The 14,006-nt window shown below is 72.4% G+C and carries 13 protein-coding genes; 11 read left to right on the forward strand and 2 right to left on the reverse strand.

The window, feature by feature from the left end; translation table 11 throughout:
• Nucleotides 1–67 precede the first annotated feature (67 nt).
• Nucleotides 68–802: an IclR family transcriptional regulator gene (locus tag K206_RS0114220; protein WP_020203074.1), complete on the reverse strand. Its 735-nt coding sequence runs from the start codon at nucleotides 800–802 to the stop codon at nucleotides 68–70.
• Between the two features lie 181 nt (nucleotides 803–983).
• On the opposite strand from K206_RS0114220, the gene K206_RS0114225 reads away from it, so the two are divergent.
• The 10 genes from K206_RS0114225 (at nucleotide 984) to K206_RS0114270 (ending at nucleotide 12,772) form a co-directional block, all read left to right on the forward strand.
• Nucleotides 984–1,832 (forward strand): fumarylacetoacetate hydrolase family protein, encoded by an 849-nt coding sequence (locus K206_RS0114225; protein WP_020203075.1) that lies wholly within the window; start codon nucleotides 984–986, stop codon nucleotides 1,830–1,832.
• Between the two features lie 40 nt (nucleotides 1,833–1,872).
• A complete protein-coding gene (locus tag K206_RS38230) occupies nucleotides 1,873–3,570 on the forward strand; it encodes a bifunctional 3-(3-hydroxy-phenyl)propionate/3-hydroxycinnamic acid hydroxylase (protein ID WP_020203076.1) in 1,698 nt (565 codons plus the stop codon).
• Nucleotides 3,571–3,609: 39 nt separating this feature from the next.
• Nucleotides 3,610–4,449 carry a VOC family protein gene (locus tag K206_RS0114235; RefSeq protein ID WP_020203077.1) on the forward strand — a complete coding sequence of 280 codons (840 nt, stop codon included), beginning with the start codon at nucleotides 3,610–3,612 and terminating at the stop codon, nucleotides 4,447–4,449.
• An 88-nt stretch (nucleotides 4,450–4,537) separates the two neighbouring features.
• Nucleotides 4,538–5,848: an MFS transporter gene (locus tag K206_RS0114240; protein ID WP_020203078.1), complete on the forward strand. Its 1,311-nt coding sequence runs from the start codon at nucleotides 4,538–4,540 to the stop codon at nucleotides 5,846–5,848.
• Nucleotides 5,849–5,936: 88 nt separating this feature from the next.
• Nucleotides 5,937–7,034 carry a porin gene (locus tag K206_RS0114245; protein WP_029043624.1) on the forward strand — a complete coding sequence of 366 codons (1,098 nt, stop codon included), beginning with the start codon at nucleotides 5,937–5,939 and terminating at the stop codon, nucleotides 7,032–7,034.
• A 46-nt stretch (nucleotides 7,035–7,080) separates the two neighbouring features.
• Entirely contained in the window at nucleotides 7,081–7,803 is a 723-nt protein-coding gene (locus K206_RS0114250; RefSeq protein WP_020203080.1) for a class II aldolase/adducin family protein, read from the forward strand.
• A 57-nt stretch (nucleotides 7,804–7,860) separates the two neighbouring features.
• Nucleotides 7,861–8,865: a tripartite tricarboxylate transporter substrate binding protein gene (locus K206_RS0114255; RefSeq protein WP_020203081.1), complete on the forward strand. Its 1,005-nt coding sequence runs from the start codon at nucleotides 7,861–7,863 to the stop codon at nucleotides 8,863–8,865.
• 46 nt (nucleotides 8,866–8,911) lie between these two features.
• Nucleotides 8,912–10,372 carry an aldehyde dehydrogenase family protein gene (locus K206_RS0114260; RefSeq protein ID WP_020203082.1) on the forward strand — a complete coding sequence of 487 codons (1,461 nt, stop codon included), beginning with the start codon at nucleotides 8,912–8,914 and terminating at the stop codon, nucleotides 10,370–10,372.
• A 60-nt stretch (nucleotides 10,373–10,432) separates the two neighbouring features.
• Complete coding sequence (locus K206_RS0114265) at nucleotides 10,433–11,767, forward strand: MFS transporter (RefSeq protein WP_020203083.1); 1,335 nt, start codon at nucleotides 10,433–10,435, stop codon at nucleotides 11,765–11,767.
• A gap of 45 nt (nucleotides 11,768–11,812) precedes the next feature.
• Nucleotides 11,813–12,772, forward strand: a complete 960-nt coding sequence (locus K206_RS0114270; RefSeq protein ID WP_020203084.1) for a helix-turn-helix domain-containing protein — start codon at nucleotides 11,813–11,815, stop codon at nucleotides 12,770–12,772.
• Here the strand turns inward: K206_RS0114270 and K206_RS0114275 are convergent.
• Nucleotides 12,769–13,551 (reverse strand): coniferyl-alcohol dehydrogenase, encoded by a 783-nt coding sequence (locus K206_RS0114275; RefSeq protein WP_020203085.1) that lies wholly within the window; start codon nucleotides 13,549–13,551, stop codon nucleotides 12,769–12,771. The genes K206_RS0114270 and K206_RS0114275 overlap by 4 nt on opposite strands.
• A 207-nt stretch (nucleotides 13,552–13,758) precedes the next feature.
• Between K206_RS0114275 and K206_RS0114280 the strand changes: the two genes are divergently transcribed.
• Nucleotides 13,759–14,006, forward strand: a 248-nt coding sequence (locus K206_RS0114280) for an aldehyde dehydrogenase family protein (RefSeq protein WP_029043625.1), incomplete at its 3' end; no start/stop codon positions are given.

The raw sequence follows: 14,006 nt of genomic DNA on the forward strand, positions 1-14,006 counted from the left end.
CCGCAGGCGGGCTAGCGCCCGCCACGTCTCTGCGTTCCGACGCGGCCGCCGCGCGATGCGGCGCCGCTCACGCGCGGATCTCCGCCGCGGCCGGCACCAGCAGGTGCACCAGGCGGTTGATGCCGCGCGCATCCACTTCCGATGCCGCCACCACGTAGCTGAGGCTGCCGATCGCGCGCCCGTCCTCGTTGACGATGGGCGCGGCGATGCCGACGCGGCCGGGGTCGATCTCGCCGTGCGAGACGACGTGGCCCGCGCGGCGCAGGCGGCTCAGGGCCTGGCGGAACGCGGCCCAGTCCTCGCCCAGGCCGGCGGCGCGGATCTCGTCCGCGTGCTTGTGGTATAGCGCCTGCAGCGTGCGCGTCTGCTGGAACGCCAGGATGATGCGCGAGGTGGCGCCGCGGAACATGATCATCGGCCGGCCGCGCTCATAGCTCACCACGGCCTGCGGCCCCTGGTTGAGCACCTGGTGCACGCACAGCACCGAGTCGCCGAACGCGCGGCACAGCAGCATCACCGATCCCGGCGGCGCGTAGGCGATCAGCTCGTCCATGATCGGGCGCGCCTGCTGCAGCATCGGGTCGGTCAGCTGGATCTGGCGGTCGAGCTGGATGATGGCCGGCCCCAGCACGTAGCGGCCCGCGCCGGCCGTGGCGACCAGCCCCAGCTCCATCAGGTTCGACAGGTAGCGGTAGGCGCTGCTGATCGACACCTCGAGCTGCGCGGCCGCTTCCTCGGCGGTCCATACCGGCTTCTCCAGCGAAAACAGCTTCAGTACGCCGAGCGCACGATCGGTCGCCATTCTTCGATGCTCCTTGGTTCCATCCCCGAAGCATATCACCGAGCCCTTTCTTGAATGCAAGAATCTCGCCAGGTGCGCATAGTGGTAAACGTTAAATGCATAATTCGCACAATATGAGAATAATGCATTCACTCGGTGCGCCCCCCCAAGCGCGGTACCGCATTTGGACCCAGGAGATTCCATGAGACTCATCAGCTTCACCCACGGTGGCCGCGAGGCCTTTGGCGTCGTCGTCGGCGACCGCATCGTCGATCTCGCGCCGCATCGCGACGCCGTCGGCGCCAGCCTGCGCGAGGCGCTGGCGCGCGGCGCCCTGCCGCGCATCGCGGCGATCGCCGCCGACAGCCAGCCGTCGCTGGCCGTGGCGGACGTCGAATTCCTGCCGGTGATCCCCGATCCGGCCAAGATCCTCTGCGTCGGCATCAACTACGCCTCGCACGTGCGCGAGACCGGCCGGGAGATGCCCAGGTACCCGATGTTCTTCACGCGCTTCGCCGATTCGCAGGTGGCCCACGGCAAGCCGATCGTGCGCCCGCGCGCATCGGAAAAGCTCGACTTCGAGGGCGAGCTGGCCGTCGTCATCGGCAAGACCGCGCGCCACGTCGCCGCGGCCGACGCGCTCGGCTACGTTGCCGGCTATGCCTGCTACAACGACGGCAGCGTGCGCGACTGGCAGAAGCACACCATCCAGTTCACGCCGGGCAAGAACTTCCCGCAGACCGGCGCGTTCGGGCCGTGGCTGGTGACCAGCGACGAGATCCCCGACCCGTCGCAACTGACGCTGACCACGCGCCTGAACGGCGAGGTGGTGCAGCAGGCGCGCACCGACGACCTGATCTTCAGCGTGGGCGACGTCATCGCCTACTGCTCCACCTTCACCGAACTGCGCCCGGGCGACGTGATCATCACCGGCACCACCGGCGGCGTGGGCGCGTTCCGCAATCCGCCGCTGTGGATGCGCGCGGGGGATGTGGTCGAGGTGGAAATCTCCGGCATCGGCGTCCTGCGCAACGGTATCCAGGACGAATGACGCTGTCCGGCGCCGCCGCGCGCCGGCCGAGGAGAGACTCATGACGCAATCCACTTCGCTCGCCGCCGCCGTGCTGGTGGTCGGCGCGGGCCCGACCGGCCTGACGCTGGCCAACGTGCTCGGCCGGCAGGGCATCGACACCATCCTGATCGACCGCAAGGCCAGCACCGTGGCCGAGCCGCGCGCGGTCTCCATCGACGACGAATCGCTGCGCACCATGCAGGCGATCGGCCTGGTGGAGGCCGTGATGCGGGACGTGGTGCCCGGCTACGGCGTGCATTACCTGACCCGCCCGGGCGGGCGCTGCTTCGCCAAGGTGGAGCCCACCGCGAGCGAGTACGGCTACCCGCGCCGCAATGCGTTCCGCCAGCCGCTGTTCGAGGCCGCGCTGCGCGAGGGGCTGGCGCGCCATGCGTCGGTGCGCGTGCTGTTCGGCCACACGCTCGAAGCGCTGTCGCAGGACGAGGACGGCGCGCATGCGGTGGTGCAGGGCCCCGGCGGGCCGCTGCGCATCGACGCGGCCTACGTGGTCGGCACCGACGGCGGCCGCAGCTTCGTGCGGCAGTCGATCGGCGCGACGCTGGCCGGCTCGTCGTTCAACGCGCGCTGGCTGGTGGTCGACACCGAGAACGACGACGATCCGTTCTGGCAGACGCGCGCCTACTGCGACCCGTCGCGCCCGGTGGTCGACGTGCCCGGCCCCAACCGCACGCGCCGCTTCGAGTTCCTGCTCAAGCCCGGCGAGACCGACGAGGAGGTGCTGCGGCCCGAGCGCCTGGCCGAGCTGCTGCGCCCGTTCCGCGGCAACCGCCCGGCCGAGGTGGTGCGCAAGACCGTCTACACGTTCCATGCCCGCGTGGCGGACCGCTGGCGCGCGGGGCGCGTGTTCCTGGCCGGCGACGCGGCGCACCTCACGCCGCCCTACGCGGGGCAGGGCATGAACAGCGGCGTGCGCGACGCGCACAACCTGGGCTGGAAGCTCGCCGCGGTGCTGCGCAACCGGATCGCGCCGGCCGCGCTCGACTCCTACGAGACCGAGCGGCGCGACCATGCCTGGGCGCTGATCCGCCTGGCGCTGAACCTGGGCGTGGTGATGGCGCCGCGCAGCCGCCTGTCGGCATGGGCCTGCGCGGCGTTCTTCCGCGCCACGGCGCTGGTGCCGCCGGTGCGCGACTACTTCCTGCAGATGAAGTTCAAGCCCAAGCCGCGCTTCCACGACGGCCTGCTGGTGGCCAGCGCCGCCGACACCGCCGGGCTGGTCGGCACCATGCTGCCGCAGCCGAAGGTGCGCACCGCCGACGGGACCGAACTGCCGCTCGACGAGATCACCGGCGACGGCTTCGCGCACGTCGCCATCGGCGCGGCGGCCATGACCGGCACCGGCGTCGACACCGACGCCGACGCCGATACCGCCGACACGGCCGGCGGGGGGCGCGCGCTGTGGCGCCGGCTGGAAACGCGGCGCGTGGTGCTGCTGCCGCGGCTCGATGACCAGGCGCTCAGGCTGGCCGCGCGGCACGGCTACGTGCCGGTGGCGCTGGCGCCCGAGGCCACGCCGAAGACGCTGCGCGCGCTGGCCGGCAAGGTGGTCGTGGTGCGCCCGGACCGCTACGTGGCCGGCGTGTTCGGCCACGACGACGCCGAGGCGCTGGCCGCGGCGCTGGGCCGGCGGCTCGGCATCGACATGGCGCGCGCCGGCGCGGCGCCGGCACTCGTCGCCACCGCGCGCGCCGCATAGGCGCGCCGCCGGCCGGCACAACAGACAAGCAGGACGAACATGACCACACTACAGACTTCCACGCCGCTGCGGCTGCATCACCTCCATCTGCGCAGCACCGCGCCGGACGCGCTCGCGTCCTTCTACCAGGACCTGTTCGAACTCCGGCGCGTGCCGGCGCCCGCCGGCACCGTGGCGCTGGCCGGCGGCGAGCGCGCCGTGGTGATCGGCCAGGGCGAAGACGCCGGGCTCGCCGTGGCGGCCTACGCCGCGCGCTCGGCGCAGGACCTGGCCGCGCTGCGCGCGCGCCTGGCGGACCTGGCGCGCGATGCCGGCCCGGCCGGGGAGATCTTCTTCGCGCCGGGCGCGTTCACGGTGGCGGACCCGCAAGGGCGCGTGCTGCTGTTCGGCGTGCCGCGCGCCGGGCGCGAGCCGGACCGGCTGTCCGCGCGGCTGCAGCACACGGTGTTCCAGACCACCGACCTCGCCACCGTGGTCGACTTCTACGTGCGGCGCATCGGCTTCACGGTCTCGGACGAAGTCGTCGCCGACGACGGCGCGATCGCCACGTGCTTCCTGCGCTCGGACGACGAGCACCACTCGCTGGCGTTCTTCCAGGGCTCGCAGAACGCGTGGGACCACCACTGCTACGAGACCAGCTGCTGGAACGACATCCGCGACTGGGGCGACCGCTTCGCGCGCGTGCGGCGCGGCATCTTCTTCGGCCCCGGCCGCCACGGCCCCGGCAACAACCTGTTCTTCATGGTGACGGACCCGGACGGCAACCGCGTGGAGCTGTCGGCGGAGCTGGAGCGGGTGGACGCCGGGCGCGCGCCGGGCGTCTGGCCCCACGAGGAATACACGCTCAATTCCTGGGGGCGCGGCTGGATCCGCACCTGACCCGCGGGTTCGCGGCGCCGGCGCGCGCCGCCTGTTTCGATTCATCAGAAAAAAAGAGGGGGATACCCCCGCTACCGGAGACAACGCCATGCTCGCTCATGGTCAGCCCCTGTTCGTCCACGAAGTCATCGACGCCCGCCCGATCGGGCGCTTCCAGTACCTCGCCATCGGCCTGTGCATCCTCGTCGCGGTGCTCGACGGCTTCGACACCCAGACCATCGGCATGCTGGCGCCGTCCATCGGCGCCAGCCTCGGCGTGCCGGTCAAGGCCTTCGGCCCGGTCTTCGGCGCCGGCCTGGTCGGCATGCTGCTGGGCGCCGTGGTGCTCGGCCCGCTGGCTGACCGCTACGGCCGCAAGACGATGATCGTGTTGTCCTGCGTGCTGTTCGGCAGCCTCTCGCTGGCGACGGCCTACGCGCAATCGCTGGAGCAGTTGCTGGTGCTGCGCCTGCTGACCGGCATCGGCCTGGGCGGCGCGCTGCCCAACGCCATCGCGCTGGCTTCCGAGTACGCGCCGCGGCGCCACGCGCGCAGCACCGTCACCACGCTGATGTGCGGCATGCCGCTGGGTGCCGTGCTGGGCGGCGCGGTGTGCGCGCTCATGCTGCCGCGCCTGGGCTGGCAGGCGGTGTTCGTGGTGGGCGGCGTGCTGCCGCTGGCGGTGGCGCTGCTGATCGCGCTGACCATGCCGGAGTCGGCGCGCTTCCTGATCGCCCGCGGGCAGGACATGGCGCGGCTGGCGGCCATCATGCGCCGCATCGCGCCGGACCTGCGCGGCGACGAGTCCTACCGCGCCGCCGACGGCGCGGCGGCCGGCGTGCCGATCCGGCTGCTGTTCACCGAGGGCCGCGCCGCGGGCACCATCCTGCTGTGGATTCCGTACTTCCTCAACCTCGTGGCGCTGTACTTCATCGTCAGCTGGATGCCCGCGGTGCTGATCGGCGCGCATCATCCGGCCTCGGTCGGCATCGCGGCGATCACGGCGTTCAGCATCGGCGGCGTGCTCGGCTCGCTGATGCAGGGCGCGCTGATGAACCGCTTCGGCGCGCGGCCGGTCCTGCTGTGCGAGCTGCTGGCCTATGCCGCGCTGGCGCTGGTGCTGGCCACGTGGCCGCATGACTACGCGGTCGTGATCGCGGCCAGCCTGGCGATCGGCGTGACGGTGCAGGGGGCGCAGGCCGGCCTGAACGCGCTGGCCGCCGAGATCTATCCCACCCGCATGCGCGCCACCGGCATCGGCTGCGCGGTCGGCATCGGCCGCATCGGCTCCATCAGCGGCCCCGCGCTGGGCGGCGTGCTGCTGGGCTGGAACTGGAGCGCGGGCGACATCTTCATGGCGGGCATCGTGCCGGCGCTGGCCGCCGCCATCGCCGTGGCCGTCAACCGGGCGCCGCGCTAGGCCGGACGGTTCCGCCATCGCTTCACCATCAGGCCGGCCGCGCCACCGCGCGGCGGGGCCTTCATCAAGAAAAAAAACGGAGGAGACCATGAAGCAGTCGGTAATGGCCGCGGCGCTGTGCGCCTGCGCGGCCGGGGCGAGTCACGCCCAGGCGCAGTCGGTGACGCTGTACGGCGTCGTCGACACCGGCATCGAATTCGTGTCCGGCGTGGGCGCCGCGCGCGACCACCTGGTGCGCATGCCGGGCCTGGCCGGCACGGTGCCGTCGCGCTGGGGCCTGCGCGGCACCGAGGACCTCGGCGGCGGGCTCAAGAGCCAGTTCGTGCTGGAGTCCGGCTTCGCGCCGGACGCCGGCACCTCCAACCAGGGCGGCCGGCTGTTCGGCCGGCAGGCGTGGGTGGGGCTGTCGGGAAGCTGGGGGCAGGTCGCGCTCGGCCGCCAGTACACCATGCTGTTCTGGTCGATGCTGGAGCCGGACATGCTGGGCCCGAACACCTTCGGCTCGTCGTCGCTCGACAGCTACCTGCCGAGCACGCGCGCCGACAACGCGATCTCCTACAAGGGCACGTTCGGCGGGCTCACGGTCGGCGGCACCTACAGCTTCGGCCGCGATACGGTCAACGCGGGCCCGAGCCCGTCCGGCGCCAACTGCGCCGGCGAAAATCCCGCCGACCAGCGCGCGTGCCGCGAATGGTCGGTGCTGCTGAAGTACGACACCAGCTGGTGGAGCGTCAGCGCCGCCTACGATTCGCTGCGCGGCGGCCCCGGCGCGTTCGGCGGCCTGACGAGCAGCCGCCTGCGCGACGACCGCCTGACCGTCAACGGCTACGTCAACTTCAAGAACGGCAAGGTCGGCGGCGGCCTGCTGCGGCGCGACAACGACGGCAGCGCCACGCCGCGCAGCGACCTGTGGTTCCTCGGCGCATCCTATGCGCTGACGCCGGCGTTCAGCGTGGACGCCGAGGCGTTCTACCTGCGCTTCCGCCACAGCGCCGACAAGGCCTGGCTGTACGCGGCGCGCGCCACCTATGCGCTGAGCAAGCGCACTTCGGTGTACGGCACGGCGGGCTTCCTGGACAACCGCGGCAACCTCGCGCTCTCGGTCAGCTCGGGCGCGATCGGCGCCAACCCGGCGCCGGGCGGCAACCAGCTCGGCGCGATGGTCGGCATCAAGCATATTTTCTGAACCCCTCCCGACCCCTCTCTAACCCCTCTTGCGCAAGGAGACGACCATGCCGACCCGCACCCTCGTCGAAGACCTGGTGGATGCCGGCCACATCCTGTTCCATGAAGGCGTGCTGGATGCGTTCGGCCACGTCAGCGCGCGGCACCCGGACGGCGAGCGCTTCCTGATGTCGCGCAGCATGGCGCCGGTGCAGGCCGGCGCGGGCGACATCCTCGCCTTCGGCCTGGACGGCGAGCCGGCCGACGCGCAGGGCCGCAAGGTGTTCCTGGAGCGCCATATCCACGCGGCGCTCTACCGCGCGCGGCCCGAGGTGCGGGCGGTGGTGCACAGCCACTCGCCCGCGCTGATCCCGTTCGGCGTGGTGTCCGGCGCGGCGCTGCGCCCGGTGTGCCACATGAGCGGCTTTCTCGTGCACGGCGCGCCGGTGTTCGACATCGCCGACGTGGCCGGCGACGGCTCGGACATGCTGATCCGCGACCGCCGCCTCGGCGACGCGCTGGCCGCCGCGATGGGCGGCGCCACCATCGTGCTGATGCGCGGCCACGGCGTCACCGTGGCGGCGGATTCGGTCGAGAAGGCGGTCTATTGCGCGGTGTATGCGCAGGCCAACGCGCGCCTGGTGCTCGACGCCGCGCGCCTGGGCGGCGAGATCCGCTACCTCACCGCGGCCGAAGGGCTGGCCGCCGAGCATGCCAACGACGGCCAGATCGGCCGCGCCTGGGACCTGTGGCGCCGCGCCGCGCGCCAGGCCACCGCGGGGCTGCGCTGAGCGCCGCGCACCAGGAAAAGAACAAAAGAACACCGACGATACCAGGAGACCAACCACATGAAGCCGCCCCCATCCATCAGTTCCCCTGCGCGCCGCGAGGCGCTCGCGCGCGGCGCGCTGTGCCTGCTCGCCGCGGCGGTGCCCGCGCTGCCGGCGCTGGCGCAGGAACCCTGGCCCGCGCGTCCCGTCAGGCTCATCGTGCCGTCCGCGCCCGGCGGCGGGACCGACGTCTACGCGCGCCTGGTCGCGACGCTGCTGTCGCGCTCGATGAAGCAGTCGTTCGTGGTCGACAACCGTCCCGGCGCGAGCGGGCACATCGGCACCCAGGTGGTCGCGCATGCGCCGGCGGACGGCTATACGTTCCTCGTGACCGCCAACGCCGCGGTCGCCATCAGCCCCGCGCTGTACCGCAAGCTGCCGTTCGACGTGGAGAAGGACCTCGTGCCGGTGGCGCGCGGCGTGCTCGCGCCGATGGTGCTGGTGGCCAACCCGGCGGCCGGCATCGGCAGTCTCGGCGAGCTGGTGCGGCTGGGCAAGGAGCGGCCCGGCGCGATTCCCTACGGCTCGGCCGGCGAGGCCAGCCCGCCCTACCTCGGCGTGCGCATGATCGAGGAAGCCACCGGCGCGCGCTTCCTGCACGTGCCGTACAAGGGCGTGGGCGCGGCCTACCAGGACCTGCTCAGCGGACGCCTGCAGTTCATGTTCACGGACCTGAGCTCGGTGCAGCCCTACATCAAGGCCGGCAAGCTCAAGCCGCTGGCCGTGAACCAGGCCAGCGCGATGCTGCCCGGCGTGCCCTCGCTGGCCGAGCCCGGCCCCGCGCGGATCGACATCTGGACCTCGTTCAGCGTGTTCGCGCCGGCCGGCGTGCCGGCGCCGATCCTCAAGAAGATGAGCGACGAGCTCAACGCCGCGATGAAGACCCCGGAGCTGGCGGGCGCGCTCGAGGCCAATGCCCTGGTGCCGGTGTTCGACACGCCGGCAGCGTTCCAGGTGTCGATGCGCAAGGAACGCGAGCAGTGGGCGTCGTTCATCAGGCGCAACGGCATCCGTATCGAATGACGCGCCCCCGCGCGCCCCTGATTGCAGTCATCGTGGAGACGAACCAATGAAGCTGGGACCCGACAACAAACGCGCCATGCTGATCGACGGCGAGCTGACCGCCGCCGCCGGCGGGCAATGGCTGGAAAGCCTCAACCCCGCCACCGAGGAAATCATCGGCCAGGTGCCGGCCGGCGGCGCCGCGGACATCGAGCGCGCGGCGCGCGCCGCGAGCGCGGCCGCGCCGGCCTGGCACGGCCTGGGCATCGAAGGGCGCGCGGCCTGCCTGCGCGAGTACGCGCGCCGCATCGAGGCCGCCGCCGAGGCGCTGCTCGAGGCCGAGGTCGCCGACACCGGCAACACGCTGGCCGCGCTGCGCGGCGACGTGCATGCCGCGTCGTGGGGGCTGAACTACTACGCCGGGCTCGGCTACGAGCTCAAGGGCGAGTCGATTCCGGCCACCACGCCGGACAACCTGCACATCACGCTGCGCGAGCCCTACGGCATCGTCGGGCGCATCGTGCCGTTCAACCACCCGGTCATGTTCGCCACCGCGCGCACCGCGGCCGCGCTGATCGCCGGCAACGCGGTCATCGTCAAGCCGCCCGAGACCAGCTCGCTGTCCGCCACGCTGCTGGCGGAGATCGCGCGCGACGTGTTTCCGCGCGGCGTGATGAACATCGTCACCGGCACCGGCCGCGCCGCCGGCGAGGCCATCGCGCGCCATCCGGACATCAAGCGCATCGCGTTCATCGGCTCGCCGCAGACGGCGCGCCAGATCCAGCGCAGCGCGGCCGAGGTCTGCGTCAAGCACATCTCGCTCGAACTCGGCGGCAAGAACCCGCTGATCGTGTTTCCCGACGCCGACGTGGACGGCGCGCTCGACGCGGCCGTGCGCGGCATGAACTTCCTCTGGCAGGGCCAGTCGTGCGGCTCCACCAGCCGGCTGCTGGTGCACGACAGCCTCTACGAGCGCTTCGTCGAGGGCGTGGCGGAGCGCGTCGGGCGCATCCGCATCGGCGACCCGCGCGCGGCGGACAGCACGATGGGGCCGGTCAACTCCAGGGGCCAGCACGACAAGGTGCTGGGCTACATCGAGGCGGCGAAACAGGACGGCGCGCGGCTCGTGGCCGGCGGCAGGCGCCCGGCCGGCAGCGCCTTCGCGCGCGGCTACTGGGTCGAGCCGACCGTGTTCGCGGACGTCACGCCCGGCATGCGCATCGCGCAGGAGGAGGTGTTCGGCCCGATCCTGTCGATCATGCGCTGGTCCGACGCCGCGCAGGCCATCGACATGGCCAACGGCATCGAGTACGGCCTGACCGCCTCGGTGTGGACGCGCGACCTGGGCACGGCGATGCGCACGGTGCGCCGGCTGCAGGCGGGCTATATCTGGGTCAACGGCGTCGGCACCCACTACAAGGGCGTGCCGTTCGGCGGCTACAAGAACTCGGGCGTGGGCCGCGAGGAGGGCATCGAGGAGATGCTGAGCTACACCGAGACCAAGGCGGTCAACATCGTCGGCGCCTGAGGTGCGCCGCGTCCCTTGCCCCGCGCCTTGCCCCAGCCACATCCCTTTCCGGGAGGAGAAATGAAACCGCTGTACGTTGAAGATGTGATCGATGCCCGGCCGTTCGGGCCGTTCCAGTGGCTGTTGTTCGCCATCTGCTTCCTGATCGCGCTGATGGATGGCGCCAGCATCCAGGTCATGGGCCTGAGCGCGCCGACGATGGCGCACTCGCTCGGGCTCGGGCCGGAGCAGCTGGGCCCGGTGTTCGCCGCGTCCGAGATCGGCTTCATGGCCGGCGCGCTGTTCTTCGGCCCGCTGGCCGACCGCTTCGGCCGCAAGTCCGTGCTGGTGCTGTGCACGCTGCTGTTCGGCGTGGCCTCGCTGTGCACCGCGGCGGCGACCGGCTTCGGCATGCTGCTGGCGCTGCGCGTGCTGACCGGCATCGGCCTCGGCGGCGCGGCGCCGTGCTTCGTGAGCCTGGCGACGGAGTTCGTCGCGCAGCGGCTGCGCGCGCGCGTGGCCTCGCTGCTGTGGGCGGCAGTGCCGGCCGGTGGCGTGCTGGCCGGCTTCGCCGGCAGCCGGCTGATCCCGGCCTTCGGCTGGCAGGCCATGTTCCAGGCCTTCGGCGCGGTGACGATCGCCGGCGCGCTGCTGGTGTGCCTGTGCGTGCCGGAGTCGCTGCGCTTCCTGATCCTGGCCGGGCGCCAGGGCGCGGCGACGCAGCGCATCCTCGCCCGCCTCGGCGTGGACCCGCGGCAGCGCGGCACCATGCTGCGCATGCGCGAGGCGGTGCCGCAGGGCATGCCGGCCTCGCACCTGTTTACCGGCGGGCGCGCGCGTTTCACCGGCTTCCTGTGGCTCGGCTTCTTCCTGAACTTCATGACGCTGATCGGCGTGCTGGCCTGGACCACCACGCTGCTGCGCGGGCACGGCATGTCCCTGCCGGACACCTCGCTGGTGCTGGCCTGGAACAACGTCGGCGGCATGGTCGGCGTGGCGCTGGCCGGCAAGCTGATGGAGCGGTTCGGCACGTTCCGCTTCCTGGCCATGCTGCTGGCCAGCGGCAGCGTGGCGGTGGCGCTGACCGGGCTCGCCGGCGCGCAGCTCGCGTTCGCCGCGGCGTGCTCGATGCTGACCGGGTTCTGCGTCGGCGGCGCCACCTCCGGCATGATCGGCCTGGCGGCCCTGGGCTATCCCACCGCCATCCGCTCGACCGGCGTGGGATGCGGTCTGGCGGCCGGCCGGCTCGGCGGCGCGACCGGGCCGCTGCTGGTCGGCGCGCTGGTCGGCGCCGGCATGGACACCACGCAGACCTTCGCGCTGATCGCCATGCCGTCGCTGCTTGCCGCGTTCGCCGTGCTGGCGATGCGCCGCGCCGGCGGCGCGCCGGCCCCGGCCGCGGCCGGCGCGCGTTGACGATTCTCGCCGGGGCGGTTGCCCCGGCTACTTTTCCTTGCCGCCATGACCACCGATACCAGCAGGCCCTTCGAGACGCTTTCCACCATCGCGGTGTCGCCGCATGAACGGTCCGGGTTCTGGCGCGAAGCCATCCGCGGCAGCTTCGGCGGACTGCATGTCGACACCTACGGACGCGACGCCTTCGACGGCGCGCTGCGCATGGCCAGCGTCGGGCAGACCCGGCTGTGCCGCGTGACCGCGCAGGCCCACCGCGCGACCAACCTGCCGGCGCATGCCGCCGACGCGCCGCGCCGCTACAAGGTGGTGGTCCAGTTCGAGGGCGAGTCCCGCTTCGAGCAGGATGGCCTGGCCGCGTGCCTGGCGCCGGGGGACTGGGCCATCTACGACACCGCGCGCCCGTACCGCATGACCGCGAGCCGGCCGGTGGACCTGGCCACGATGGTGGTGCCGCACGCGGCGCTGCCGCTGTCGCCGCGCGAGCGCCGCGCCGTGCTGCTGCGCGCGCACAGCGCGCGCGGCGGCGCCGGTGGCCGGATGGCCGCCTGCATGGCCGGCGCGCTGGCGGGGGCTGCGATGTCGGAAGCACAGGCGGGCGAGCTGGGCGAGGCGCTGGCCGCGGCGGTGCGGGAGCAGCTCGCCGCCGCGCCCCGGCACCTGCTGCCGGCGGTGCTGCGCGAGCGGATCGTGGAATACGTGCGCTGCCATCTGGCGCGGGCGGACCTGTGCGTCGACCAGATCGCGGCGGCGCTCAATTGCTCGAAGCGCTACCTGCACATGGTGTTCGACGCCGACGGCATGACGCTGGCCCGGTACATCCAGCAACTGCGCCTGGCGCAGATCAGCCAGGACCTGGCGGACCCGGCGCTGGGCGCGCATTCGATCACCGAGATCTCGATGCGCTGGGGCTTCGTCAGCAGCGGGCATTTTTCCCGCAGCTTCAGGCAGGCCTTCGGCACCACGCCGCGCGACTACCGCGCGGCCAGCCTCGCGGGACGGCGCTAGCCGAGCCGGTGGATCCCGCTCAGCACGTGGGCTTCCATGCCGCCGTCGCAGGGGATGTTGGCGCCGCGGATCCAGGCGCTTTCGTCGCTGCACAGGAAGGCCACCAGCGGAGCGATGTCCGCGGGCCGCCCGGCGCGCTCCATGAGGCGCATGTCCTCCTCGGCGCGTTCGCCGAGGGTCTTGAGGAAATCCTGGTGGATCGGCGTTTCCACCGGCCCCGGGCTGACCGCGTTCATGCGGATGCCGCGCTCGCGCCAGCGCCAGCGGCATTGCAGGGTCCACACCACCAGCGCTTCCTTCGACAGGAAATAGGCGCGCGCGTCGTCCACGCCGTGGCTCGCGCAGAACGCCGGCACGTCTTCGGGCTGCCGGACTTCGAGCAGCGCCAGCGCCTGCGCGGCGTCCTGGTGCCAGCCGAAGCCGGCCAGCGAGGCCAGGTTGACGATGGCCGCGCCGTTGTTGAGACGGGGCAGCAGGGCCTCGGTGAACAGCCGCAGGCCGGTGAAGTTGACCTGCAGCACCGGCACGGTGCCGCGCGTGGGCGGCAGGCCGGCGATGTTGCACAGCGCGTCGGCGCGCTCGATGCGCGCGGCCGCGGCCGCGATCGAGGCCGGGTCGGACAGGTCGGCCTGCACGAACTGGTCGACGCCGTTTCCCGGCACGGCATTGCGGTCGACGCCGATCACGTGCGCGCCGGCGGCCTTGAAGTACGCCGCGCAGGCGGCACCGATGCCGGACGCCGCGCCGGTGACGACGACCGCTTTGTCTGCGAATTTCATGGACATTCCTCCTGGATTGCCGGCGCGCCCGTGCGCGGGTGCGCGGGTAGCCGGTCGCTGGATGCCAATGATGCCGGCGCGCCGCGCGGCTGTCTTGCCCGACAGTGAACTGCCGGGAGGGGCCGCGCCGCGGCGCGGTTTACTTCCCTCACAGGCAAGCCGGCCGCGCGCCGCGTGCCTACAGTAGCGTCACGAAGCAACCACCGCATGGAGACGCGCTTGCGAGATTTTTCCCTTCTGATTGCCGGCCGCGCGGTTCCCGCCGCGTCCGGCGCGCTGTTCGAGCGCAGGAACCCGCTGTCCGGCGCCGTCGTCACGCGCGCCGCCGCCGCCACGGTGGCCGACGCGCGCGCCGCGGCCGACGCCGCGGCGGCGGCGTTCCCGGCCTGGTCGGCGCTCGGCCCGGGGCCGCGCCGGCACAAGCTGCTGCTGGCCGCCGACCGGCTCGAGCGACG

The organism is Cupriavidus sp. WS, assembly GCF_000395345.1.
GTDB lineage: Bacteria > Pseudomonadota > Gammaproteobacteria > Burkholderiales > Burkholderiaceae > Cupriavidus > Cupriavidus basilensis_B.

What these genes read in the sequence shown, in the direction of transcription:
- K206_RS0114220 (WP_020203074.1), bottom strand. Translation starts at nt 802, where the DNA reads ATGGCGACCGATCGTGCGCTCGGCGTACTGAAGCTGTTTTCGCTGGAG.
- K206_RS0114225 (WP_020203075.1), top strand. Translation starts at nt 984, where the DNA reads ATGAGACTCATCAGCTTCACCCACGGTGGCCGCGAGGCCTTTGGCGTC.
- K206_RS38230 (WP_020203076.1), top strand. Translation starts at nt 1,873, where the DNA reads ATGACGCAATCCACTTCGCTCGCCGCCGCCGTGCTGGTGGTCGGCGCG.
- K206_RS0114235 (WP_020203077.1), top strand. Translation starts at nt 3,610, where the DNA reads ATGACCACACTACAGACTTCCACGCCGCTGCGGCTGCATCACCTCCAT.
- K206_RS0114240 (WP_020203078.1), top strand. Translation starts at nt 4,538, where the DNA reads ATGCTCGCTCATGGTCAGCCCCTGTTCGTCCACGAAGTCATCGACGCC.
- K206_RS0114245 (WP_029043624.1), top strand. Translation starts at nt 5,937, where the DNA reads ATGAAGCAGTCGGTAATGGCCGCGGCGCTGTGCGCCTGCGCGGCCGGG.
- K206_RS0114250 (WP_020203080.1), top strand. Translation starts at nt 7,081, where the DNA reads ATGCCGACCCGCACCCTCGTCGAAGACCTGGTGGATGCCGGCCACATC.
- K206_RS0114255 (WP_020203081.1), top strand. Translation starts at nt 7,861, where the DNA reads ATGAAGCCGCCCCCATCCATCAGTTCCCCTGCGCGCCGCGAGGCGCTC.
- K206_RS0114260 (WP_020203082.1), top strand. Translation starts at nt 8,912, where the DNA reads ATGAAGCTGGGACCCGACAACAAACGCGCCATGCTGATCGACGGCGAG.
- K206_RS0114265 (WP_020203083.1), top strand. Translation starts at nt 10,433, where the DNA reads ATGAAACCGCTGTACGTTGAAGATGTGATCGATGCCCGGCCGTTCGGG.
- K206_RS0114270 (WP_020203084.1), top strand. Translation starts at nt 11,813, where the DNA reads ATGACCACCGATACCAGCAGGCCCTTCGAGACGCTTTCCACCATCGCG.
- K206_RS0114275 (WP_020203085.1), bottom strand. Translation starts at nt 13,551, where the DNA reads ATGAAATTCGCAGACAAAGCGGTCGTCGTCACCGGCGCGGCGTCCGGC.